The following is a 22,682-nucleotide window of genomic DNA, read 5'->3' as shown; positions in this document are numbered from 1 at the left end:
GTGCGCCCGGTCAGGGCCGCCAGCTCTCGAACCGCTGCGCGACGACGTAGCCCAGGCGGAGGTAGACGCGGCGCGCCGCGTCGTTGTCCGCGTACATGCCGAGGGTCACCAGGGCGACCTCGTGGAGACCGGCTCGGGTGGCGGCGGCGGTCACCGCGGCCGCGATCCCGCGACCGCGCCACGCGGGGTCGGTCCCGATCGAGCCGAGCACCCACGGCTGGCCGGGGACCCGCCGGGACGCGCCCGCGACGCCCCGCAGCACGCCGGCGTCGTCGCGCCAGCCCCACCAGCGCGACCGTGGCTCGTCCGGCGGCAGCTCGCCGTGGGGGTTCGCGACGGCGAGCGCACGGGCGAGCTCGTCGCGGGCGTGGGGGCCGTCGAGCTCGGCGACCCGCTCCTCGCCCGGCTGGGCGCCGGGCGCCGCGGTGGTGCCGAACCAGTCCCACGCGCCGGCGGGCTGCCGGTCGAAGGGCTCCGGCGCGGCACCGGCACGGGGAGCCTGGACGGCCAGGGCGGCGTGGGTCCCGCGCGGCAGCGACGCGCGCCGCACGCGCAGCGCGCCGCCCTGCGACCGCAGGTCCGTGCGGGCCCGCAGGAGGAGCCGCGCCGCGCCGTCGGCCGTCCCGACGCCGAGGAGGCTCGTGCCCGCGGCGTCCGCCTCGACCGCGAAGGGCCGCTCGCCGTCCGTGCGCTCGCGCCACCGCAGGCGCACGAGCAGTGCGTCGTCGTCCCACCAGACGTGGCTGGCGTCCCACCCGTGGAAGGCGTGCTCGGCGACGACCACCGGGTGCAGGGCCCAGCGGTCGGGCAGCCTCGCCCCGGCCACGTCGGTGACCGGGGCGAGGCCGTGCCCGTCGAGAGCGAGCGTCACGCCCCCGCGGCCGGGGCAGCCTCGTCCTGCGGGACGGCGTCGACGCCCGCCTCCTTGCGCTGCTCCGGCGTGATCGGGGCCGGGGCCTCGGTGAGCGGGTCGTAGCCGCCGCCCGACTTCGGGAACGCGATGACGTCGCGGATCGACGCCGACTTCGTCAGCAGCGCGACGATGCGGTCCCAGCCGAACGCGATGCCGCCGTGCGGCGGGGCGCCGAACTTGAACGCGTCGAGGAGGAAACCGAACTTCTCCTGCGCCTCCTCGGGGCCGATGCCCATGACGTCGAACACGCGCTCCTGCACGTCGCGGCGGTGGATACGGATGGAGCCGCCGCCGATCTCGTTGCCGTTGCAGACGATGTCGTAGGCGTAGGCGAGCGCGTTGCCCGGGTCGGACTCGAAGCTGTCGATCCACTCCGGCTTGGGCGACGTGAACGCGTGGTGCACGGCCGTCCAGGCCGAGTGGCCCAGGTCCACGTCGTCGTCCTCGCCCGTGGGCTTGAACAGCGGCGCGTCCACCACCCAGACGAACGCCCAGGCGTCCTCGTCGACCTGACCGGTGCGGTGCGCGATCTCCAGGCGGGCCGCGCCGAGCAGCGCACGCGCCTCGGCGGTCCTGCCGGCCGCGAAGAACACGGCGTCGCCCGGCTGCGCGCCGGTGGCGGCCGCGAGGCCCTCGCGCTCGGCGTCCGACAGGTTCTTGGCGACCGGGCCGCCCAGCGTGCCGTCCTCGCCGTAGGTGACGTACGCGAGGCCCTTGGCGCCGCGCTGCTTGGCCCAGTCCTGCCAGGCGTCGAACTGCCGGCGCGGCTGCGACGCGCCCCCGGCCATCACGACGGCGCCCACGTACTCGGCCTGGAAGACGCGGAACGGCGTCTCGGCGAAGTAGTCCGTGAGCTCGACGAGGGGGTTGCCGAAGCGCAGGTCGGGCTTGTCCGTGCCGTACAGGCGCATGGCCTCCGCGTAGGTCATGCGGGCGATCGGCGTGGGGATCTCGACGTCGACGAGCTTCCACAGGGCGACCAGGACCTGCTCGGCGAGCGCGATGACGTCGTCCTGGTCGACGAAGCTCAGCTCGACGTCCAGCTGCGTGAACTCCGGCTGGCGGTCGGCGCGGAAGTCCTCGTCGCGGTAGCAGCGGGCGATCTGGTAGTAGCGCTCCAGCCCGCCGACCATGAGCAGCTGCTTGAACAGCTGGGGGCTCTGCGGCAGCGCGTACCAGGAACCGGGCGCCAGGCGCGCGGGCACGAGGAAGTCACGCGCGCCCTCGGGCGTCGAGCGGGTCAGCGTGGGCGTCTCGACCTCGACGAAGTCGTGCTCGTCGAGCACGCGGCGGGCGGCCTGGTTCGCCTTGGCGCGCAGCCGCAGGGCGTGCGCCGGCGCGGGGCGGCGGATGTCGAGGTAGCGGTGCTTGAGGCGCGCCTCCTCGCCGATCACCTCGGTGTCCGCGAGCGCCGTCGAGACCTGGAAGGGCAGCGGCGCGGACTCGTTGAGCACCACGACGTCCTTCGCCACGACCTCGATCTCCCCGGTGGCGAGGTTCGGGTTGGCGTTGCCCTCGGGCCGGCGACCGACCACACCTGTCACCTGGAGCACGAACTCGGAGCGGAGCGGGTGCGCCACCGCCTCGTCGCGGATGACGACCTGCGCGATGCCGGACGCGTCGCGCAGGTCGATGAAGGCCACTCCCCCGTGATCCCGGCGCCGATCGACCCACCCCGTGAGGGTGACGGTCTGACCGATGTGCTCGGCCCGCAGTGAGCCGGCCGTGTGGGTGCGGAGCACGGAGTGTTCCTTTCGAACGGGGTGGGGACGGCGTCGCCGGTGGCGACGCGCGGACGCGCGAGGCGCCCGTGCGAGTCTAGTCGGTGGCCGAACCCCTTCCGCGAGGAGATTCCCATGGCGCCACGGATCGCCACCACGACCACCGTCGACCGCGACGAGCTGCTGGAAGTGCTGCGGGCGCGCCACCACGGCGTCCTCGTCACCACCCGGCGGGACGGCTCGCCGCAGCTGAGCCCGGTGACGTTCGGCGTGGACGCCGCCGGCCGGGTCGTGGTCTCGACGTACCCGGACCGCGCGAAGGCCGTGAACCTGCGGCGCGACCCGCGGGCGTCGTTCCTGGCCCTCGGCGACGACTTCGACGACGCCTGGGTGCAGGTGGACGGCACGGCCGAGGTGATCGACGTGCCGGACTCGGTGGAGCCGCTGGTCGAGTACTACCGGGCCGCCGCCGGGAAGGAGCACCCGGACTGGGACGAGTACCGGGAGGCGATGCTGCGTCAGGGCAAGAGCGTCCTGCGCATCACGGTGGAGCGGTGGGGCCCCGTCGCGACCGGCGGGTTCCCCGCCCGACTGGTCGAGGGCGCCTGAGAGCCTGGTCACACCCACCGCGCGCCCGCCCGGCGGGCCGTAGCGTCGACCCCATGGCGACGCTGCCCGACCCCGTCTGGCCCGTGCTCGTGCTCGCGTTCGTCTCCGCGGGCGACGCGCTCCTGTGCGTGAAGCCGGTGGCGTTCATCGCGCAGTGCTTCCGGGACGTGAACTTCCCGGAGCGCTGGTGGTGGGTGATGCCGTGGATCAAGGCCGCCGCCGCGGCCGGGCTCGTCGCGGGAATCTGGATCCCCTACCTCGGGCTCGTCACCGCCGTCTGCCTGGTCGTGTACTTCGTGCTCGCCCTGACGTTCCACGTCCGGGCGCGGGACTTCGGCCGCAACTTCTTCGTCAACGCCACGGGCATGTTCCTGCTGTGCCTGTTCGTGCTGTGGTTCTCGTTCCTGCGCTGAGCCCGTCTGTGCCCCAGAAGAGCACCAGCCCTCAGAAGAGCACCTGCTCGACGCCCGTGCCGGCCACCTGGAGCCCGCCGCCGTCGCGCGGCATCCCCGCGAGCGCCCCGGCCGGGTAGTCGCCCTCGTCGTGCGGCTTCAGGTCGTCCGGGAACCGCCCCGTCGCGCCCGAGCGCGAGCGGTGCCCGGACGAGCGGAAGCCGCGCTCGGTGAGGAGGGGCTCCACCCGGTCCCAGAGCCACTGCCGGTAGGCCTCGAGCGCGTAGGTGCCGCGGGCGTAGACGCGCCCGTAGCCGGCGACGGCACGCGGGTGCTCGCGCTCCAGCCACTGCAGGTACCACTCGCGGGTGCCGGGCTTGAGGTGCAGAGGCACCACGGTGACTCCCGTGGCGCCGGCCTCCGCGACGGCGTCCAGCAGGCGGCGCAGGTGGTCGCGGGAGTCGGTCAGCCACGGCAGCACCGGGGCCACCATGACGCCGCAGGGCAGGCCCGCCGCCCGCACCGCGCGGATCAGGTCGAGGCGCGCGCGGGGTGTCGGCGTCCCCGGCTCGACCGACTGCTGCAGCTCCTCGTCGGCGGGCGAGTCGGCGAAGCCGAGGGAGACGCCGAGCCCGACCTCCACGCGCTGCGCCGCGTCGGCGATCAGGGGCAGGTCGCGACGCAGCAGCGTGCCCTTGGTGAGGATCGAGAACGGCGTGCCCGAGTCAGCGAGCGCTCCGACGATGCCGGGCATCAGGCGGTACCGGCCCTCGGCCCGCTGGTACGGGTCGGTGTTGGTGCCCATCGCCACCGGCTCCCGCGTCCACGACGGCCGCGCCAGCTCGGCGCGCAGCACCTCGGCCACGTTCGTCTTCACCACGACCTGGGAGTCGAAGTCACGGCCGGCGTCCAGGTCGAGGTACTCGTGGGTGGGGCGGGCGAAGCAGTATCTGCACGCATGACTGCATCCCCGGTACGGGTTGACGGTCCACCCGAACGGCATCTTCGAAGCGGCGGGCACCTTGGACAGCGCGCTCTTGGCGAGCACCTCGTGGAAGGTCACGTCGGCGAACTCCGGCGTCCGCACCGTGCGCACGAGGCCGAGCCGCCCCAGGGCGGACCGTTCGAGCCCCGGCAGGGCACCGTCGTCCGCGCCGACAGTCTGACCTTCCCATCTCACGCAATCATTCGAACAGATGTTCGATCGATTGTCCAGGCCCGGACGTCCTCTGTCACCGGCGGAGCCGCGCGAGCGCCCGGCGGCCCCGCTCGCCCCACGGCAGCGGGCGGCCGGCCAGCTCGGCGAGCAGCACGACGACCGTGTCCAGGGCGGCCGCGGTCACCTCGCGCGGCCTGGGTCTGTCGGGGTCGGCCCAGTCGTCCCCCGGCGCCACCGGCAGCAGGTCGTCCAGGTCGCCGTGCACGGTGACGTCCTGGTCGCGCAGCCAGGCGACCCAGGTCTCGCTGAGGTCCGCCACCCACGGATGGTCGTCGGGCCCCAGGGCGACGGGGGTGGACCGCCGCGGGGCGAGCGCGTCGCCGGCGACGATGCCGTCCACGATCGGCGAGAGGGCGCCGCCGCGCCGCACCTCGTCGCCGAGCCGACGGTTGAGCCCGCGCAGCACCTGGGCCTCGGGCGCCCCGACCGAGGCGTTCGACCGCTCGGCGTCCCGCGGCGCCCACGCGGGGTCGACGTCGATCGCGTCCAGGAACCGGAGCCAGAGCGCGTCCCCGGCGCCGCCCGCCGGCGGGGCCGTCACCACGTGGACGCGCGGCGCGGGGAGGCCCGCGGCCCACACGGGCAGCACGTGGGTCGGGTCCAAGGACCTCAGGAACGCGGACCGACCCGCCCTGGCGCGGTCGAGGGAGGCGCGCAGCGTCGTCCTCGAGCCGAACTTCAGCGTCTCCTGCCATCCGCTCGCGAGCTCGCGCGCGAGGTCTCGGGCGGTGAGGACCACGTGGACCTCCGCGCCGGTCGCGGCCAGGTCCGCGAGCGCCCGGGCCGCCTGGTCCGGGTCCGCTCTCGCCAGCAGCTCGTGGCTGACGACGACGTCGCCACGCGCCCGCCGCACCTGGCGCACCAGGCGGTCCCACGCCCCGTCCAGGCGCCGCGGGTCGATGCCGTGGCGCGCCCCCGTGACGTCCAGCGCGGCGAAGTAGTGCAGCCGCGGATCCCCCAGCGGACCGCTCGGGTACAGCACCCCGTGCCGTCGCAGGTCACGGCGGTTCGCGTGGAGACGGGACTGCAGGTAGGTGGTGCCGGACTTGGGCGCACCCACGTGCAGGAAGACTCGGCTCGGCATGGGCCCCAGCGTCGCACGACGCCCTGGGCACGCCCTGGACGGGTCCCGGGCGCGCGGCCCGGTCACAGCGCCAGCGAGACCCCCGACCGCGACGTGGCGAACAGCCCGTCCGTCCCCTGGAGCGTGAGCGCCGGGACCGGCGCCGCGGCGAGGTCCGACGGCCGGTAGCGCTTGAGGTCCCCGCGGTAGACGACGGTGCCCGGCACCGCCAGCAGCGTCTGCGGTCGCACCTTCCAGCGCGGGACGCCCAGGTCGCACACCCCCGCGTCGCGCAGCACGTGGTAGACGAACTCGGAGCAGAAGAACCGCCGGTCGTCCTCGGACCCCCGGCCGAGCAGCCCGGTCACGAGGCCCGGGGCGTTGTACGCGTACGTGTGGCTGTCGAGGAGGAACTCCGCGACGCGCGCGCCCACGGCGTCCCGCTGGCGGGGTGTCACGGGGACCTCGAGGACGACGCCCGGCAGCCGGTCCATCCCCCGGTACAGGTCGTCGTCGAGCCGCTCGCGCTTGAAGCAGCCGACGAACGGGTTGGACGCGCGGCGGCGCCCGAAGCTGAACATGAGCTCGAGGTCGGCGTCGAGCGCCAGCGCCGCGTGCGTGTACTCGTCCCGCGTCGCGAGGCGGATCGTCCGCGACAGGACGGTGCTGCTGCGGGACAGGACCACGTAGATGCTCACGGCGGTCACCGTACCGTTCCCCGGGCGCCGTCCGGCCAGGTCAGCAGCGAGATCAGGGTGAATCTCAGGGGCGCCTCAGGGTGTTCGGGGGACAACCCCCGCGGGAGGTCCCCCGATCAGTTCCGCCCGGGCGCGGGGTCCACCCCTCAGGCCGGTCGCCGCCGGCCGCTTCCCGACCCGAGGAGTACCCGTGATCACCGTGCAGCGCGGCTTCAGCAGCTTCTCCGTCGACGACCTCGACGCCGTCGAGTCGTTCTACCGGGACGTCGTGGGGCTGCGCGTGACGCGTACGCCCATGGGGCTCGAGCTGGACGTCACCGGCGGCACGGCGGTCTTCGTGTACCCGAAGGGCGAGGCCCACGAGCCGGCGAGCCACACCGTGCTCAACCTCGTCGTGCCCGACGTCGTCGCCGCGGCGGCGGACCTGCACGCCGCCGGCGTCGACCTGGTGCGCTACCCGGGGTTCGCGCAGGACGCCGACGGCGTCGTGCGCAGCGCCGACCCGCGCCAGGGCCCGACCATCGGCTGGTTCCGGGACCCGGCGCGCAACGTCGTCGCGCTCATCGAGGCCTGAGCCTCACCCCGCCGCGCCCGGGACGACCCGCGGGAACAGGTCCTCCGCGGGCGGCTCCCACGACGCGGCGTCGGCGTCGACCTGCTCGCCCGAGCGGATGTCCTTGACCTCGCCGGCCAGCGCGTCGGGCTCCGTGCCGTCCTCGCCGGGCTGCGCCGGGAACCACACGAACGGGATGCCGCGCCGGTCGGCGACCTTGATCTGCTTGCCGAACTTCGCCGCCGTCGGCGCGACGTCCGCCGGGACGCCGCGCGCGCGCAGGGCCGCGGCGACGGCGTCGGACCGGTCTCGGTGCGCCTCGTCCGTGACCGCGACCAGCACGGCCGTGGGCACGCCGCGGGTCGCGGCGACCAGCCCCGCGGACAGGAGCCGGGAGACCAGGCGGGAGACACCAATCGACAGGCCGACGCCCGGGTAGGTGTTCTTGCCGTCGGAGGCGAGGGTGTCGTAGCGCCCGCCCGAGCAGATCGAGCCGAGCTGCTCGTGCCCCACCAGCACGGTCTCGTAGACGGACCCGGTGTAGTAGTCGAGGCCGCGTGCGATCTTCAGGTCGGCGACGACGACGCCGGGCGCGCGGCGCGCCGCCGCCTCGATCAGGGCGGCGAGCTCCCCCAGGCCCGTCTCGAGCAGCTCCGTGACCGCGTCGTAGGACGCGGCGAGCGCCCGGACCCGGTCCACCACGGTCGTGTCCGTGCCCGAGATCGCGGCGAGCTCGAGGCATGCCTTGGCCTGCTCGGGCGTGGCGTCCTGCTCCGCCTGCAGCAGCTCCGCGACGGCGTCGGGACCGATCTTGTCGAGCTTGTCGACCTGGCGCAGCACGCCCTCGACGTCGTCGAGGCCGAGCCCGCGGTAGAAGCCCTCGGCCACCTTGCGGTTGTTCACGAGGATGCGGACCTCGGGCACCCCGACGTCGCGCAGGGCGCCGAGCGCCGCGGCCATCACCAGCGGGAGCTCGACCTCGTAGTGATAGGGCAGCTCGCCCGCGCCGACGACGTCGATGTCGGCCTGGACGAACTCACGGAAGCGGCCGTCCTGGGGACGCTCGCCCCGCCACACCTTCTGGATCTGGTAGCGCTTGAACGGGAAGGCGAGCCGGCCGGCGTTCTCGAGCACGTAGCGCGCGAACGGGACGGTGAGGTCGAAGTGCAGGCCGAGCTGCTTCTCCGCGCGGTCGCCCGGGGCGTCGCCCTCCTCCTGCAGCCTGCGCAGCACGTAGACCTCCTTGGAGGTCTCGCCCTTGCGCAGCAGCTGGTCGAGCGGCTCCACCGCCCGCGTCTCGATGCCGGCGAACCCGTGCAGCTCGAACGTGCGCCGCAGCGTGTCGAGGACGTGCTGCTCGACGACGCGGCCGTCGGGGAGCCATTCGGGGAAGCCGGAGAGCGGGGTGGGGCGTGCCATGGGCCTCATCTTCCCAGACGGCGGAGCCGTCGCGGGACCCTGTCCCAGCACGGGCGGTACGGGGCCGGCACGGGGTCAGCGCAGGTAGGGGTTGGTCGCCAGCTCCCGGTCGACGGTGGTGGTCGGGCCGTGCCCGGGCACGACGCCGAGTCCCGGGTCGAGCCGACCCACGACGTCACGCAGCGTGCGCGCCATCGTCGCGGCGTCGCCGCCCGGCAGGTCGGTGCGGCCCACCCCGCCCGCGAACAGGACGTCCCCCGCGAGGACCACGCCGGCCTCCTGGGCGACGAGGAGCGTCGAGCCCTCGGTGTGCCCCGGCGCGTGCAGCGTCCGCAGCCGCACCGCGCCCGCGACGAGCTCGCCCTCGCCGCCCGGGCCGACGTCGAGCGGCTCGACGGCGACGGGCGCACGGTAGTCCTCGGCCCGCCGACCCGTGGCCGCGAGCGCCTGCGCGAGGGCGCCGCTCACCCCCGGGTCGCCGCCGTCGCGCACCGCGGCGAGGCCCAGCGTGCCGAACGGGTCGGCCAGCCGGTAGGCGTCGGCCGGGTGGATGCGCAGCGGCACGTCGTACCTCTCGCAGAGCGCTGCCGCGTCCCAGGTGTGGTCCACGTGCCCGTGGGTCGCGACGACGGCGCGCGGGACCAGGCCACGCTCGGCGACCAGGCGCTCGACCTCGGGCGCCACGCCCGCCCCGGCGTCGACGACCACGCAGTCGGCGTCCCGGCCGTCGGCGCCGGCGACCACGACGCAGCAGTTGGTGGCGAAGACGGGGGCGACGACGACGAGGATCTGCACGGCGCCACGCTAGCGGCCGGCGGCCGGCGTCGGGGCCACGTCATGGGCCACGGCCACGACCGCCCTGCGGATGTGACCTGCGTCCCGCGCCCTAGACTGTCCCCCGCGCGCGGAACTTCCCGTGCGGCGACGGGGACGAGTCGAGGAGGTCCGCGAGTTGGCGGCCACCAAGCGCGAGCGGGAGTACGCCCGCAAGCGGCAGGAGAAGTGGGAGCAGCGGCAGGCGCAGGCGCGCGCCCGGCGGCAGCGGACGTTCGCGATCGTGGCGATCGTGGCGATCCTCGCGCTGGTGGGCGGCGGGTTCGTCGTCGCGAACCTCGGCGGCGTCGCGGGCCCTGCGGCCTCCTCGACGCCGCAGGCCGCCGGATCCTGCCCGCCCGCGGAGTACGGCGCACGCTCCGGCGGCGACCGGCCCGACCCCTCGGCCGCCGAGGGCCGCACGTGGACCGCGACGCTCGACCTGTGCACGGGGGCGGGCGACTCGCAGGTCGTCGTCGATCTCGACGGGGCTGCCGCCCCGCAGGCCGTCGCGAGCTTCGTGTCGCTCGCGAAGCAGGGGTACTTCGACGGCACGGCCTGCCACCGCCTCACCACCTCCGGCATCTACGTGCTGCAGTGCGGCGACCCCACGGGCACCGGGACCGGTGATCCCGGCTACTCGTACGGCCCGATCGAGAACGCCCCGGAGGACGACGTCTACCCCGCCGGGACCATCGCGATGGCCCGCCGCGGTGACGACGGCGAGTCGATCGGCTCGCAGTTCTTCGTCGTGTACCAGGATTCGACCATCCCGTCCGACACCGCGGGCGGGTACACGGTGCTCGGCACCGTCACGTCCGGCCTGGACGCCGTCCAGGCAGTCGCTGACGCGGGCGTCGAGGGAGGGGCCGGCGACGGCTCCCCCACGAGCCCCGTCATCATCGAAGGAGTGGAGACCCAGTGAGCGAGAGCACCCCCGGCTCGACCGGCCCCGAGGAGACCCCGGCCGGCACCGAGGAGACGGCCGAGACTCCATCGCAGACGACCCCGGACGAGGCGACCCCGCCCGCCCCCGCGGCGGACCCGCAGCCCGCCGCGGGCGAGACCGCAGAGACGGCTCCGCCGGCCGGACCCACGGAGACGCCCCCCGAGGCCGGACCCACGGAGACGCCCCCCGAGGCCGGACCCACGGAGACGACCCCCGAGGCCGGACCCGCGGAGACGACCCCGGAGCCCGGGACCGCGCCCGCGCCGGCGGCCGAGCCGCAGAGCCCGGCCGCCGGGACGGCCGACCCCGCCGAGACGGTTGCCGGGCCCGAGTCCGTCGACGCGGCTCCGGCCGAGCCGACCCCGGCGCCTGCTCCGGCCCCCGCGCCTGCTCCTGCCCCGGCCCCGGCGAAGCCGTCCGGCGTGCCGAAGCCGCCCCGCCCGGGCGCGCCCAAGCCGTCGGCGCTGCGCCGCCCCGCCGCGCCCACGCCGGCGGACGTGCCGCCCGCCGAGCCCACCACCCCCGTGGCCCCTGTCGTGCCGCCGGCCCTCGACGCCGCCGCGGCGGCCGCCGCAGAGGCGTTCGGTCGCGTGGACGAGGACGGCACGGTGTTCGTGCGGGAGGCCGCCGGCGAGCGCCAGGTGGGCCAGTTCCCGGGCGTGGACGCCTCGGAGGCGATGAGCCTCTACGTGCGCCGCTACCTCGACCTCGACGCCAAGGTCGCGCTGTTCGAGACCCGTCTCGACAGCGCGGACCTGTCCGTCCGCGAGATCGACCAGACCCTCGCGAAGCTCGCGGAGGAGACCGGCGAGCCGGCCGCCGTCGGCGACCTGGACGCCCTGCGGACCCGCGTCGAGGGCCTCAGGGCACGAGCGGCGGAGCGTCGTGCCGCCCTCGAGCAGGAGCGCGCGGCCGCCAAGGCCGAGGCCGTCGCCGCCCGGACCACCATCGTCGAGGCCGCGGAGAAGATCGCCGCCACCGACCCCAGCAAGATGCAGTGGCGCCCGGCCGGCGAGGAGCTGCGTGCCCTCCTGGACCGGTGGAAGGAGTCGCAGCGCACCGGGCCGCGCATCGACCGCCCCTCCGAGGAGGCGCTCTGGAAGCGGTTCAGCCACGCACGCACCGCGTTCGACCGCGAGCGGCGCCACTTCTTCGCCGACCTCGAGCAGCGCAACTCCGCCGCCAAGTCGGCCAAGGAGAAGCTGGTCGCCGAGGCGGAGTCCCTCCAGACCAGCACCGACTGGGGGGCCACCGCTGCCGCCTACCGCGACCTCATGACGCAGTGGAAGGCCGCGGGGCGCGCCAGCCGCAAGGACGACGACGCGCTCTGGTCCCGGTTCCGGGCGGCGCAGGACGCGTTCTTCGGTGCCCGGGACGCCGAGAACGCGGCGATCGACGCCGAGTACGGGCAGAACCTCGAGGTCAAGGAGGCGCTCCTCGCCGAGGCCGAGGCTCTTCTGCCCGTCAAGGACCTCGCGGCCGCGAAGGAGAAGCTGCGCGACCTCCAGGACCGCTGGGAGGAGGCCGGCAAGGTGCCGCGCGCCGACATCCAGCGTGTCGAGGGGCGCATGCGCGCCGTCGAGACCGCGGTCCGGGGCGCCGAGCAGGCCCGCTGGGACCGCACCAACCCCGAGACCCGCGCGCGGGCCGAGGGCGCAGCGGCACAGCTGGAGGCGGCCATCGAGGGCCTCGAGCGTGACCTCGCCGAGGCGCGCGAGTCGGGTGACGCGCGGCGCGTCGAGGAGGCCGAGACGGCGCTCGCCGCGCGGCGCGCCTGGCTCGAGCAGGTGGTCCGCGCCGCGGAGGACACCCGCGGCTGACCGTGCGGGCCGCCGACGGGTCGTCGCGCGTCCGCGACGATCCACAGGCGCTGAGCCGAAGGGGCTCACGACCGGATAGTTTCCGCGTCGTGAGCCCCTTCGTCTTCCTCGCCGTACCCCCCGCGCCACCCGCTCCGCCCCCGGGCGCACGCCACGGGCCCTCCTCCCCGCCGCCACGCCTCGGCGACCTGCTCGCGCCCCCGCGCCGGTCGCGCGGGCTCCTCGTGCGACCGGCGGACGTCGGCGGCCGGGCGGCGTGGGACGTCCTCGTGCGCGACGGCGCCCTCGAGACGGTGCGGGACGACGCGGCGGTCGTCGCCGGCACGCCCGTGACTCCCCTGCTGCGGGCCGCGCTGCTGGCCGGGTCGCTGCCGGCGGGAGCCGTGGCCGCCGGGCGCACGGCGGCGTGGGTGCATGTCGGCCGGGCGGCGGGCCCGCGTGCCACCGAACATCTCGACGTCGCCTACGCGGCCGGCGGGCACCGGCCCGAGCTCTGGGGTGCCGGCCTCGTGTGGCAGGCACCGCTGCTGCGCGGCGACGTCGTCGAGCTGGCCGGGGCCCGCGTGACCGCGCCGCTGCGGACCGTCGTCGACGTGGCGGTGCACGTCCCGGTCGAGGACGACGCGGCACGGCTCGCCCGGACCGTCGCGGACGCCTGCGGCCTCGCCCTCGCGGACGCGGCCGCGCTGCTGGAGCGCCGGGCCCGCGTCGTCGGGCGGCCGCGTGCCCGCCGCGTGCTGGCCCGGGCCGGCGCCCTCCGTGCGGCGCCCGCCGCCCTGCCCTAGGTTGAGCCGCATGGCCTCCGCCGCACCCGCCGTCGAGCTCGACGCCGCTGGCCGCGCCGTGCGCGTCTCCAGCCCCGACCGTGTCGTCTTCCCCGAGCTGCCCGACCGCCCGGGCCTCACGAAGCGGGAGATCGTCGAGTACTTCCTGTCGGTGGGTGACGGGATCCTCGGCGCGCTCCTGCACCGGCCCACGACGCTCGAGCGCTGGCCGAAGGGCTGGTGGCCGGAGGCGGTGATGGCGACGCGCGCCGACAACCGCGGCGACGCGTTCTACCAGAAGCGCCTCCCGAAGGGTGCGCCCGACTGGGTCGAGACCGCGACCATCGCCTTCCCCAGCGGGCGCACCGCCGACGAGGTCGCGCCGACCGAGCTCGCCGTCGTCGCCTGGGCCGCGAACCTCGGCACCCTGACCTTCCACCCGTGGCCGGTGCGCCGCGACGACGTCGAGGCGGTCGACCAGCTGCGCATCGACCTCGACCCGCAGCCCGGCACCTCCTTCGACGACGCCGCGGCCGTCGCGCCGCACCTGCGCGAGCTGCTCACGGAGCTCGGGCTCACCGGCTACCCGAAGACGTCGGGCGGGCGCGGCCTGCACGTCTTCGTGCCGCTCGCGCCGCGATGGTCGTTCCAGCAGGCCCGCCGCGCCACGATCGCGGTCGGCCGCGAGCTGGAGCGACGCCTGCCCGACCAGGTCACCACGAAGTGGTGGAAGGAGGAGCGGGGCGAGAAGATCTTCGTCGACTACAACCAGATGGCGCGCGACCGCACCATCGCGTCCGCGTACTCCGTCCGGGCGAACAAGCGCGCCACCGTCTCCACCCCGCTGGAGTGGGACGAGGTCGGCGAGGTGCACCCCGACGACTTCGACGTCACGACCGCGCCCGCCCGGTTCGCCGAGCGCGGCGACCTGTTCGCCGCGTTGCGCGCCGACCGCGACCCGGCACTCGACTGCTCCCTCGACGCGGCGCTGGAGCTCGCGCGGCGCGACGAGGAGGAGCACGGTCTCGGCGACCTGCCCTACCCGCCGGAGTACCCGAAGATGCCGGGCGAGCCGAAGCGCGTGCAGCCCAGCCGGGACACCGACCGCAAGCGCAGCTGACCGGCCCCTCCTCCGTCAGGGACGGGTGTAGCGCAGGAAGACCGACCCGTCGCGGAGCGGGACGCACTCGGCGCGGGCGAGATCGACCTGCATGCCGTCGGGCAGGTGGCGCAGGCCGCCGCCCGCGACGTGCGGCACCACGCGCACGGTCATCTCGTCGACCACCCCGGCCAGGAGCGCCCCCGCGGCGGTCGTCGGGCCGGAGACCTCCACGACGCCGTCGGTCCCGGCCGCGATCTCGGCCAGCCGCCCGGGGGTGAGCCGTGGCTCGAGCGTGGTGCGCGGCGCGTCGAGGGGTTCCCGGGCGGCGACGAGGGAGTCCGAGCAGACGATCTTGTCGATCCCGGTCCAGATCTCGGCGAACTCGTCCGCGGCGTCGCTCTGCCCGCGCTCCCACGTGTCCCACACGCGCATCGTCTCGAACATGCGCCTCCCCACGACGAAGGTCCGCACGTCCCGGACCTGGTCGTTGATGAAGGCGTGCACGGCGTCGTCCGGCGCGCCCCAGTCGAAGTCGCCCGACGCGTCGGCCACGTAGCCGTCGAGCGAACAGCTCATCAGTCCGTACCTGAGGGTTCCCATGCCCCCCAGACCTCCCAGGAGTCCTCGACTCATCGGTGGTCCGCCGCACGTCCGGGCTCAGGCGGTGCCCGGCGCCCCGGGCAGGAGGCCGGCCAGGTCGTAGCCGACCGGCTCCTCGAGCTGGGCGTACGTGCACGACGCCGGCTCACGGTCGGGCCGCCAGCGCTTGAACTGCGCGGTGTGCCGGAAGCGCGAGCCCTCCATGTGGTCGTACCCCACCTCCAGCACCCGCTCGACGCGCAGCGGCGTGAACGACAGGTCCTTGCCCGCGCTCCAGCGCGACTGCGCACCCGGGCGCCGCTCCCCGGCGCTGCCGTCGGCGACCGCCGGGTCCTGCCAGTCGGCCCACGGGTGCGCGGCGGCGTCCTCGGTGCCCGGTTCCACGACGAGGGGCGCGAGCTCCGCGTGCAGGGTCGCCCGCCGCGCTGCGGGGAACGACGCCGAGACGCCGACAAACTGCAGGCTGTCCGGATCGTCGGCCTCCGCGTACAGGCCGAGGAGCAGCGAGCCGATGAGCGGCTTCTCGGGCGTCGACGTCTTGTGCAGCCGATAGCCCGCCAGCACGACGTCGGCCGTCCGCGCGTGCTTGATCTTCAGCAGCACGCGCTTGTTCGGCTGGTACGCGTCGTCGAGACGCTTGGCGACGACGCCGTCGAGGCCCGCGCCCTCGAACGCCTGGAACCAGTCGCGCGCGACGGCGGCGTCCTGCGTGCGGGGCGTGGCGTGCACCTGCGGCCCGTCGAGGCCGAGGCCGTCGAGCGCCGCGAGCCGGTCCCGCAGGGGCCGCCCGGACAGGTCGTCCTCGCCGAGGGCCAGGACGTCGAAGACGACGAGACTGGCCGGGGTCTCGGACGCGAGGAGCCGCACCCGGGAGTCGGCGGGGTGGATCCGCTGCCCGAGCGCGTCGAAGTCGAGGTGCGCCGCCCGAGCCGCGCCGTCCCCGGGGCGGGCGACCACGATCTCGCCGTCGACGACGCAGCGCTCCGGCAGCGCGTCGAGCGCCGCGTCCACCACGTCCGGGAAGTAGCGCTGCATCGGCCGCCCGTTGCGCGAGTCGATCCGCACGTCGTCGCCGTCGCGGAACACCAGGGCGCGGAACCCGTCCCACTTCGGCTCGTACACCCACACCGCCTCGCCGTCGGGCTGGTCCGGCACGTCCGGCACCGACTTCGCGAGCATGGGCAGCACCGGCGGTTCGAGCGGCAGCGTCATGCTGGCGAACCTACTCCGGGAGGGGGCCGGGCACCTCCGCTCGCCGGGGCCGCGCGCCCTCGAGCCGCACCCGGACGGTCACCCTCCCGGCGTCGTCCCGGTGCGCGACGGCGTGCCCCCGGCGCTCGGCGCCGTCGAGCTCGACCGTCAGCGGGGCGCCCTCGCCCAGGAAGTTGCGCCACCAGCTCTTGGCGTCCGGCACGCCCACGCCGATGACGACCTCGTCCCCCCGGCGGCGGAACCCGACGGGGATCGTGACGTGGCGCCCCGACCGGCGCCCGGTGTACCGGACGATCGTGAGGGCACGGCGCAGCGGTCCGCCCCAGCGGGGCGAGCCGCGCCAGGCGAGCACGCCGGCGTTGAACCGGGTGACGAAGCGGCGGGTGCGGGGCGAGCTCAGGGTTGGCATGCGGAGGTCCTCCCGGACGGTCGTCGCGACGTCGTGGCACGGGCGCAGGCAGCGGGCCGCCGCCGACCGGCCGAGGCCGGGCTCGATGCGCTCAGACCCCCGCCGACTCCTGGTGGACGTCGGCGGCCTTCGTCCCGGTGATGCGGTAGACGTCGAAGACGCCGTCCACCTTGCGGACCGCGGTGAGCACCTGCTGCAGGTGTCCGGGCTCCGCCATCTCGAAGACGAACTTCGACAGCGCGATCCGGTCCGACGACGTCGAGACCGATGCCGACAGGATGTTGACGTGGTAGTCCGACAGCACCTTCGTGACGTCGGAGAGCAGCCGCGACCGGTCGAGCGCCTCGACCTGGATCTGCACCAGGAACATCGTGTTGGCACCCGTGGTCCAGGACACGTCCACCATGCGCTCGGGCTGGGCCTTGGCCAGCTGCTCGGCGTTGGCGCAGTCCGCCCGGTGGACGCTGACGCCCGCGCCGCGGGTCACGAAGCCGACGATGGAGTCGCCGGGCACCGGGGTGCAGCACTTGGCGAGCTTCACCCAGATGTCGTCCACGCCCTTGACGACGACGCCCGGGTCGCCGGTGCGGCCCCGGCGCGACGGGCGACCGGGGGCCGCGGCCTCCGCGGCGTCCTCCTCCGTGCCCTCCTCGCCGCCCAACGACTTCACCAGCAGGTCGACGACGTGCGGCGCCGACGCGTGCCCCTCGCCCACCGCCGCGTACAGCGCGGAGACGTCGGCATAGCGCATGTCGTTCGCCAGCCCGACGAGCGCCTCGTGGCTGAGCAGGCGCTGGATCGGCAGGTTCTGCTTGCGCATCGCCTTGGTGATGGCGTCCTTGCCCTGCTCGATCGCCTCCTCGCGCCGCTCCTTGGTGAACCACTGGCGGATCTTGTTGCGGGCGCGCGCCGACTTCACGAAGGCGAGCCAGTCGCGGGACGGGCCGGCGGACTCCGCCTTGGAGGTGAGGATGTCGACCGTGTCGCCGTTCTGCAGCGTCGAGTCCAGCGGGACGAGCCGCCCGTTGACGCGGGCGCCCATGGTGCGGTGCCCCACCTCGGTGTGCACCGAGTACGCGAAGTCGACCGGCGTCGCTCCGGCGGGCAGCGCCATCACCTCGCCCTTGGGCGTGAAGACGTACACCTCCGCGCCGCCGATCTCGTAGCGCAGCGAGTCGAGGAACTCGCTCGGGTCGGCGGTCTCGCGCTGCCAGTCCACGAGCTGGCGCAGCCACGCCATGTCGTTGGCCCGCGGGTCGTCCGACGCCGCCTTGCCCGCCGGCGCCATCTGCTTGTACTTCCAGTGCGCGGCGACGCCGTACTCCGCCCGGCGGTGCATGTCGTGCGTGCGGATCTGGATCTCGACCGGCTTGCCGCCCGGTCCCACGACCGTCGTGTGCAGCGACTGGTACATGTTGAACTTCGGCATCGCGATGTAGTCCTTGAACCGGCCCGGGACCGGGTTCCAGCGCGCGTGGAGCGCGCCGAGCACCGCGTAGCAGTCCCGCACCGTGTCCACGAGGACCCGCGTGCCGACCAGGTCGTAGATCTCCGCGAAGTCGTGCCCGCGCACGATCATCTTCTGGTAGATCGAGTAGTAGTGCTTGGGCCGGCCGGTGACCGTCGCCTTGATCTTGGCGCTGCGCAGGTCGGCGGAGATCTGCTCGCGCACCACCGACAGGTACTCCTCGCGAGCGGGCGCGCGCTCCGCCACCAGGTGCACGATCTCGTCGTACACCTTGGGGTACAGGGTCTGGAAGGACAGGTCCTCCAGCTCCCACTTGATCGTGTTCATGCCGAGCCGGTGGGCCAGCGGGGCGTAGATCTCGAGCGTCTCGCGCGCCTTGCGCTGCGCCGACGTGCCGGAGACGTACTTCCAGGTGCGGGCGTTGTGGAGCCGGTCCGCGAGCTTGATGACCAGCACGCGGATGTCCTTGGCCATCGCGACGACCATCTTGCGCACGGTCTCCGCCTGCGCGGCGTCGCCGTACTTCACCTTGTCCAGCTTGGTGACGCCGTCGACGAGCATGGCGATCTCCTCGCCGTACTCGCGGGTCAGCTCGTCGAGCCCGTAGTCCGTGTCCTCGACCGTGTCGTGCAGCAGCGCGGCCGCCAGGGTCGCGCCGTCGAAGCCGAGCTCGGCGAGGATCGTCGCCACGGCGACCGGGTGCGTGATGTACGGGTCGCCGGACTTGCGCTCCTGGCCCCGGTGACATCGCTCGGCCGTCGCGTAGGCACGCTCGAGCACCGAGAGGTCGGACTTCGGGTGGTTGGTGCGCACGGCCTGCAGGACGGGCTCCAGCGCGGGGGTCGTGGGAGGCGCGCCCCGCACGCCGAGCCGCACGAGCCGGTTGCGCACGCTGCGCCCGGAGCCCGCGCCGCGGCCCGACGCCGAGCCCTGCCCGGTCGATCCCTGGGGCGCGGCGGCGGCGCGCGCGACCTTCGTCTCGTCACTCATCTGCGCCTCCTTCCGCAACCACCGCGGGGTCGCCGTCGGCCGGGACGGCAAGTCTACGACTCCACGCGCAGCAGAGCCTCGACCGTCCGCCCGGTCAGCCTGTCGCGTCCGCCCAGGCCGGAGAGCTCGAGCAGGAACGCCAGCGCGACCACCTGACCGCCCGAACGCTCCACGAGCTCGGCCGCCGCGTACGCCGTGCCGCCGGTGGCGAGCACGTCGTCGACCAGCAGAACACGCGCACCCGCCTCGAGTGTTCCCGTGCGCAGCTCGATCGCGGCCGAGCCGTACTCGAGGTCGTAGTCCACCCTCTCCACCGGCGGCGGGAGCTTGCCCGCCTTGCGCAGCGGCAGGAACCCGACCCCGAGGCGGGTGGCGAGCGGGGCGCCCAGGAGGAAGCCCCGTGCCTCCATGCCCGCGACGACGTCCACGCCGCCGTCCGCGTCGACGAGGCGGGCGAACGCCTCCACGACGTCCGCCAGCGCCGGGCCGTCCGCGAGCAGCGGGGTGATGTCGCGGAACACGACGGGCGGATGGGGGTAGTCCGGGACGTCCCGGATCAGCGCCCGGACCTCCGCCGCCCGCTCCGGGCCGAGCCCTCCCAGCCCGTCGACGACGATGTCGTCCACGGCGCCGCCGGTCGGGCCGGTCGTCTCGTCGACCATGCTCGCCCCCGGCTCAGTGGCCGCGCTTGCGGCGCGGCTGGGCACGGTTGCCCTGGTGCTGGCCCGGGATCAGCTGCGCGGACCCGGTCGTGTACGCCGCGACCTCGGCGTCGTGGCCGCCCTCGGCGACCAGGCCGGCACGCTCCTCGAGGACGCCCTTCGTGTGCGCGGCGATCTTCGGCTCGCGCTCACGCAGGGAGACGTCGAGCGGCGTCGCGAGGAAGAGCGACGACGCCGCACCGACGGCGATGCCCACGAACAGCGACAGCGACAGGTCGCGCAGGGTGCCCGCGCCCAGCAGGAACGCACCGACGAACAGGATGCTCGCCACCGGCAGGAGCGCCACGACGGAGGTGTTGATCGACCGCACCAGCGTCTGGTTCACGGCGAGGTTGGCCCGCTCGGCGTACGTGCTGCGGGTCTGCGTGAGCACGTCCGCCGTGTTCTCGCGGACCTTGTCGAACACGACCATCTTGTCGTACAGCGAGAAGCCGAGGATCGTCAGGAAGCCGATGATGGTCGACGGCGTGACCTCCCAGCCGATCGCCGCGTAGACGCCGGCGGAGATGAGCAGGTCCGCGAGCATCGCGACGATCGCCGCCACGGACATCCGCCAGGCACGGAAGTACACGGCCATGAAGAGCGCGGCGGCGACGACGAACACCACGGTGCCCCACAGCGCGCGCATCGAGACGCCGGCGCCCCAGGTGGGGCCGACGAAGGACGTCGTCACGGCGGACTCGTCGACGCCGTAGGCGGTGGCGAGCCCCGTGACCAGGGCGGCCTCCTGCTCCGGCGTGACCTCCTCGGTCTGGACACGCACCGCCGAGCCGCCGACGATCGCGACGCGGGGCTCCTCGTTCGGGAGCACCTCGTGCACGGTGTCGATCGCCACCTGCTGCTCGGTGGAGGTCACGTCGTTGACCGTGAACTCCGTGCCGCCGCGGAAGTCGATGCCGAGCGTGAGGCCCTTGATGAGGATCACCGCGATCGACGCGACCGCGAGGACGCCCGCCACCGTGAACCAGCGCCGGCGGCGCTGCACGATCGGGTAGGACCGACGGCCCGTGTACAGGTCGTTGCCCCACTGGGCGAAGTTCATGCCGGCCATCAGCGGCTCTCCTCGTTCGTGCCAGAGGGGTTCTCACCGGTCGCCGAGGGCGATCCGTCGTCCGGTCCTGCGCCGGGCCCCGGGTCCGCCTCCTCGGCGGCCGCCCGACGCTCCGCCGCGCGGCGCTCGGCGATCGTCAGCCGGCGCCCGGAGGCGTCCGTCACGGGGGCCGCGGGCGCCTGACGCGCGCCGCTGTGCACGGGCTCCGGCGTCACGCGCTCGCTCGACGCCCCGGCGTCGTCCGGGACCTCGGCGGCGGCCGCGGCGCCCGCCACGGCGGGCTGCGGCATCCGCACGCGCCCGGCGCCCGCGTACCGCGGGCCGGAGCCCGCGCGCAGCCGCTCGGGCGACAGGCCGGACCAGAGGTGGCCGTCCCGGAAGAACGGGACCTTGGTGATGACCTCCATCATCGGGTGCGTGAACCAGAAGACGACCGCGACGTCGATGATGGTCGTCAGACCCAGGGTGAACGCGAAGCCCTGGACGCCGCCGACGGCGAGGAAGTACAGGATGATCGCGGAGATCAGGTTGACGGCCTTGGCGGCGAGGACCGTACGCCGGGCACGGGCCCAGCCGCGCTCGACGGCGTAGGCCAGCGTGCGCCCGTCGCGCAGCTCGTCACGGATGCGTTCGAAGTACACGATGAACGAGTCCGCCGTGAAGCCGATGGCGACGATGAGGCCGGCGACGCCCGCGAGCGACAGCCGGTAGCCCATCCCCCAGGAGAGCAGGGCGATCGACACGTACGTGATGACGCCGGCGACCACCAGCGACGCGACCGTCAGCAGGCCGAGCGTGCGGTACTGCAGCAGCGAGTACACGACGACCAGCGCGAGACCGATGAGGCCGGCGATCAGACCGTTGCGCAGCTGCTCGGAGCCGAGGGTCGCGGAGATGACCTCCTGGCTCTCGACCGTGTACTGCACGGGCAGCGCGCCGAAGCTCAGCTGGTTGGCGAGCGTCGCGGCGGTGTCCCGGGTGAACGAGCCGGAGATGGTCGCCTGGCCGTTCGAGATGATCGTGCCCGGGGACAGGGACGGCGCCGAGACGACGAGCCCGTCGAGGACGATGGCGAACTGGTTGCGCGGCGCCTCGAGGCCCTGCAGGCGGGTCGTGGTCTCGCGGAACTCGTCGGTCCCCACGGAGTCGAAGTTGAGGAAGACGCCCCACTCGTTGGTGGTGGTGCCGTTCGCGCCCGGGACCAGGCCGGAGCTCGCCGACGCGATGTGCACGCCGTCGACCTCCATCGGGCCGAGGATGTACTTCATCCCGTCCTGCTCGCCGCAGGTCACCAGCGGCTTGTCCGGGTCGTCCCCGCCGCCACCCTTGAGGTTCGCGGGGTCGGTGCAGTCGAGCTCCTCGAACTGCTTCTGGATCTCCGGCGTGATCTGCGCCAGGTCGCTCGGGTCGGACGCCGCGGCGGCGTCCTCGCCCGCCTCGGTCCCGTCGGTCGCCGTCGGGGACGGGTCGGCGTCGTCGCCGGAGGTCGCGGTGGCGGTCGGCGTGGCCGACGGGTCGACGTCCGCCGGGACGGACAGCGGCGCGCCCGCGCCCTTGCCGCTCGGGCTGTCCCCGGAAGCGTCCTCGTCCGCCGCGTTCTCGTCGGTGGCGCTCTCGTCGGTGGCGCCGTCGGCCGCGTCACCGGCGTCGGCGCTGGGGGACGCGGACGGCTCGGGGGTCGGCGTGCCCGCGGCGTACGTCAGGACGGGGCGGAAGCGCATCTGCGCCGGCTGCGAGATGAGGTCGATGGTCTCCTGCGACACCTCGCCGGGGATGCCCACGACGATGTTGTTCTGTCCCTGGGCGGTGATCTCCGCCTCGGAGACGCCCGAGGAGTCGATGCGCTGGCGGATGACGTTGATCGACTCGTCGATCGTCTCCGACGTGACCTGCGACCCGTCGGTGGTGTCCGCCTTCAGGATCAGCTGCGTGCCGCCCTGCAGGTCGAGCGCCAGCCCCGGGGCCCAGCTCGCGCCGTCCGGGTTGGCGTCGGACTTGGCGTCCCAGAAGACGCCGGCGCCGAGGGCGAGGAACGGCAGGACGATCGTCAGGATCGTGAAGACCACGAGGGTGCGTACCGGACGCGACCGCTTCGTGCGTGAGTTCGCCAACTTCTGTCTCTTCCCGTCTGCGCGCCGCCGCGGGGCCGACGCGTGATGGCGCCGGCCGGGATCACCCCGACCGGCGCGTCGTCA

21 protein-coding genes are annotated in these 22,682 nt (G+C 74.4%); 7 read left to right on the top strand and 14 right to left on the bottom strand.

Going from position 1 to position 22,682, the window contains the following annotated elements:
- Window positions 1–10: 10 nt before the first annotated feature.
- Complete coding sequence (locus tag ACFVS0_RS02050; RefSeq protein ID WP_430587017.1) at window positions 11–871, bottom strand: GNAT family N-acetyltransferase; 861 nt, start codon at window positions 869–871, stop codon at window positions 11–13.
- Window positions 868–2,655, bottom strand: a complete 1,788-nt coding sequence (aspS, locus tag ACFVS0_RS02045; protein WP_430551231.1) for an aspartate--tRNA ligase — start codon at window positions 2,653–2,655, stop codon at window positions 868–870. Before aspS ends, ACFVS0_RS02050 begins: the two co-directional genes overlap by 4 nt.
- A 114-nt stretch (window positions 2,656–2,769) precedes the next feature.
- On the opposite strand from aspS, the gene ACFVS0_RS02040 reads away from it, so the two are divergent.
- Both ACFVS0_RS02040 and ACFVS0_RS02035 read left to right on the top strand, forming a co-directional pair.
- Window positions 2,770–3,243, top strand: a complete 474-nt coding sequence (locus tag ACFVS0_RS02040) for a PPOX class F420-dependent oxidoreductase (RefSeq protein ID WP_430587016.1) — start codon at window positions 2,770–2,772, stop codon at window positions 3,241–3,243.
- Window positions 3,244–3,296: 53 nt separating this feature from the next.
- Window positions 3,297–3,656, top strand: coding sequence for a DoxX family protein (locus ACFVS0_RS02035; RefSeq protein ID WP_430551229.1), 360 nt, complete (start codon window positions 3,297–3,299; stop codon window positions 3,654–3,656).
- Window positions 3,657–3,687: 31 nt separating this feature from the next.
- Here ACFVS0_RS02035 and ACFVS0_RS02030 read toward each other — a convergent pair whose 3' ends face one another.
- From ACFVS0_RS02030 to ACFVS0_RS02020, 3 genes are all read right to left on the bottom strand, one after another.
- Entirely contained in the window at window positions 3,688–4,815 is a 1,128-nt protein-coding gene (locus ACFVS0_RS02030; protein WP_430587015.1) for an Rv2578c family radical SAM protein, read from the bottom strand.
- Between the two features lie 52 nt (window positions 4,816–4,867).
- Window positions 4,868–5,938: a hypothetical protein gene (locus tag ACFVS0_RS02025; RefSeq protein WP_430587014.1), complete on the bottom strand. Its 1,071-nt coding sequence runs from the start codon at window positions 5,936–5,938 to the stop codon at window positions 4,868–4,870.
- Between the two features lie 62 nt (window positions 5,939–6,000).
- Window positions 6,001–6,615, bottom strand: coding sequence for a hypothetical protein (locus ACFVS0_RS02020; RefSeq protein WP_430587013.1), 615 nt, complete (start codon window positions 6,613–6,615; stop codon window positions 6,001–6,003).
- Window positions 6,616–6,805: 190 nt separating this feature from the next.
- Here ACFVS0_RS02020 and ACFVS0_RS02015 point away from each other — a divergent pair, with 190 nt between their 5' ends.
- On the top strand, window positions 6,806–7,189 hold the full coding sequence (locus tag ACFVS0_RS02015) for a VOC family protein (protein WP_430587012.1): 384 nt from the start codon (window positions 6,806–6,808) through the stop codon (window positions 7,187–7,189).
- 3 nt (window positions 7,190–7,192) lie between these two features.
- On the opposite strand, the gene hisS is transcribed toward ACFVS0_RS02015, so the two are convergent.
- Complete coding sequence (hisS, locus tag ACFVS0_RS02010) at window positions 7,193–8,587, bottom strand: histidine--tRNA ligase (RefSeq protein ID WP_430587011.1); 1,395 nt, start codon at window positions 8,585–8,587, stop codon at window positions 7,193–7,195.
- A gap of 75 nt (window positions 8,588–8,662) precedes the next feature.
- Window positions 8,663–9,382, bottom strand: a complete 720-nt coding sequence (locus tag ACFVS0_RS02005; RefSeq protein ID WP_430587010.1) for an MBL fold metallo-hydrolase — start codon at window positions 9,380–9,382, stop codon at window positions 8,663–8,665.
- 157 nt (window positions 9,383–9,539) lie between these two features.
- On the opposite strand from ACFVS0_RS02005, the gene ACFVS0_RS02000 reads away from it, so the two are divergent.
- From ACFVS0_RS02000 to ligD, 4 genes are all read left to right on the top strand, one after another.
- The gene (locus ACFVS0_RS02000) at window positions 9,540–10,325 is read left to right on the top strand and encodes a peptidylprolyl isomerase (RefSeq protein WP_430587009.1); all 786 of its coding nucleotides are present in this window, start codon (window positions 9,540–9,542) and stop codon (window positions 10,323–10,325) included.
- Window positions 10,322–12,169, top strand: a complete 1,848-nt coding sequence (locus ACFVS0_RS01995; protein WP_430587008.1) for a DUF349 domain-containing protein — start codon at window positions 10,322–10,324, stop codon at window positions 12,167–12,169. The genes ACFVS0_RS02000 and ACFVS0_RS01995 overlap by 4 nt, the downstream gene beginning before the upstream one ends.
- A gap of 89 nt (window positions 12,170–12,258) precedes the next feature.
- Complete coding sequence (locus ACFVS0_RS01990) at window positions 12,259–12,954, top strand: hypothetical protein (protein ID WP_430551220.1); 696 nt, start codon at window positions 12,259–12,261, stop codon at window positions 12,952–12,954.
- A 10-nt stretch (window positions 12,955–12,964) separates the two neighbouring features.
- Complete coding sequence (gene ligD, locus ACFVS0_RS01985) at window positions 12,965–14,053, top strand: non-homologous end-joining DNA ligase (protein WP_430587007.1); 1,089 nt, start codon at window positions 12,965–12,967, stop codon at window positions 14,051–14,053.
- A gap of 15 nt (window positions 14,054–14,068) precedes the next feature.
- On the opposite strand, the gene ACFVS0_RS01980 is transcribed toward ligD, so the two are convergent.
- From ACFVS0_RS01980 to secD, 7 genes are all read right to left on the bottom strand, one after another.
- A complete protein-coding gene (locus tag ACFVS0_RS01980) occupies window positions 14,069–14,635 on the bottom strand; it encodes a dihydrofolate reductase family protein (RefSeq protein WP_430587006.1) in 567 nt (188 codons plus the stop codon).
- Between the two features lie 57 nt (window positions 14,636–14,692).
- Complete coding sequence (locus tag ACFVS0_RS01975) at window positions 14,693–15,847, bottom strand: ATP-dependent DNA ligase (RefSeq protein ID WP_430584883.1); 1,155 nt, start codon at window positions 15,845–15,847, stop codon at window positions 14,693–14,695.
- Between the two features lie 10 nt (window positions 15,848–15,857).
- Window positions 15,858–16,256, bottom strand: coding sequence for a hypothetical protein (locus ACFVS0_RS01970; RefSeq protein WP_430587005.1), 399 nt, complete (start codon window positions 16,254–16,256; stop codon window positions 15,858–15,860).
- Between the two features lie 91 nt (window positions 16,257–16,347).
- A complete protein-coding gene (locus tag ACFVS0_RS01965; protein WP_430562246.1) occupies window positions 16,348–18,714 on the bottom strand; it encodes a RelA/SpoT family protein in 2,367 nt (788 codons plus the stop codon).
- A gap of 53 nt (window positions 18,715–18,767) precedes the next feature.
- A complete protein-coding gene (locus tag ACFVS0_RS01960) occupies window positions 18,768–19,376 on the bottom strand; it encodes an adenine phosphoribosyltransferase (protein ID WP_430551214.1) in 609 nt (202 codons plus the stop codon).
- A 13-nt stretch (window positions 19,377–19,389) separates the two neighbouring features.
- Window positions 19,390–20,487 (bottom strand): protein translocase subunit SecF, encoded by a 1,098-nt coding sequence (gene secF / locus ACFVS0_RS01955; RefSeq protein WP_430551213.1) that lies wholly within the window; start codon window positions 20,485–20,487, stop codon window positions 19,390–19,392.
- Window positions 20,487–22,598: a protein translocase subunit SecD gene (secD, locus tag ACFVS0_RS01950; RefSeq protein ID WP_430587004.1), complete on the bottom strand. Its 2,112-nt coding sequence runs from the start codon at window positions 22,596–22,598 to the stop codon at window positions 20,487–20,489. Before secD ends, secF begins: the two co-directional genes overlap by 1 nt.
- Between the last annotated feature and the right edge of the window lie 84 nt (window positions 22,599–22,682).

It is taken from the genome of Isoptericola sp. NPDC058082, from assembly GCF_042885055.1.
In the GTDB taxonomy this organism is placed as follows: Bacteria; Actinomycetota; Actinomycetes; order Actinomycetales; family Cellulomonadaceae; genus Isoptericola.
The sequence above is the reverse complement of the archived record's forward strand: the minus strand, read 5'-3'. Positions and strand labels throughout refer to the sequence as shown.

What these genes read in the sequence shown, in the direction of transcription:
- ACFVS0_RS02040 (WP_430587016.1), top strand. Translation starts at nt 2,770, where the DNA reads ATGGCGCCACGGATCGCCACCACGACCACCGTCGACCGCGACGAGCTG.
- ACFVS0_RS02035 (WP_430551229.1), top strand. Translation starts at nt 3,297, where the DNA reads ATGGCGACGCTGCCCGACCCCGTCTGGCCCGTGCTCGTGCTCGCGTTC.
- ACFVS0_RS02025 (WP_430587014.1), bottom strand. Translation starts at nt 5,938, where the DNA reads ATGCCGAGCCGAGTCTTCCTGCACGTGGGTGCGCCCAAGTCCGGCACC.
- hisS (WP_430587011.1), bottom strand. Translation starts at nt 8,587, where the DNA reads ATGGCACGCCCCACCCCGCTCTCCGGCTTCCCCGAATGGCTCCCCGAC.
- ligD (WP_430587007.1), top strand. Translation starts at nt 12,965, where the DNA reads ATGGCCTCCGCCGCACCCGCCGTCGAGCTCGACGCCGCTGGCCGCGCC.
- ACFVS0_RS01980 (WP_430587006.1), bottom strand. Translation starts at nt 14,635, where the DNA reads ATGGGAACCCTCAGGTACGGACTGATGAGCTGTTCGCTCGACGGCTAC.
- ACFVS0_RS01975 (WP_430584883.1), bottom strand. Translation starts at nt 15,847, where the DNA reads ATGACGCTGCCGCTCGAACCGCCGGTGCTGCCCATGCTCGCGAAGTCG.
- ACFVS0_RS01970 (WP_430587005.1), bottom strand. Translation starts at nt 16,256, where the DNA reads ATGCCAACCCTGAGCTCGCCCCGCACCCGCCGCTTCGTCACCCGGTTC.
- ACFVS0_RS01965 (WP_430562246.1), bottom strand. Translation starts at nt 18,714, where the DNA reads ATGAGTGACGAGACGAAGGTCGCGCGCGCCGCCGCCGCGCCCCAGGGA.
- ACFVS0_RS01960 (WP_430551214.1), bottom strand. Translation starts at nt 19,376, where the DNA reads ATGGTCGACGAGACGACCGGCCCGACCGGCGGCGCCGTGGACGACATC.
- secF (WP_430551213.1), bottom strand. Translation starts at nt 20,487, where the DNA reads ATGGCCGGCATGAACTTCGCCCAGTGGGGCAACGACCTGTACACGGGC.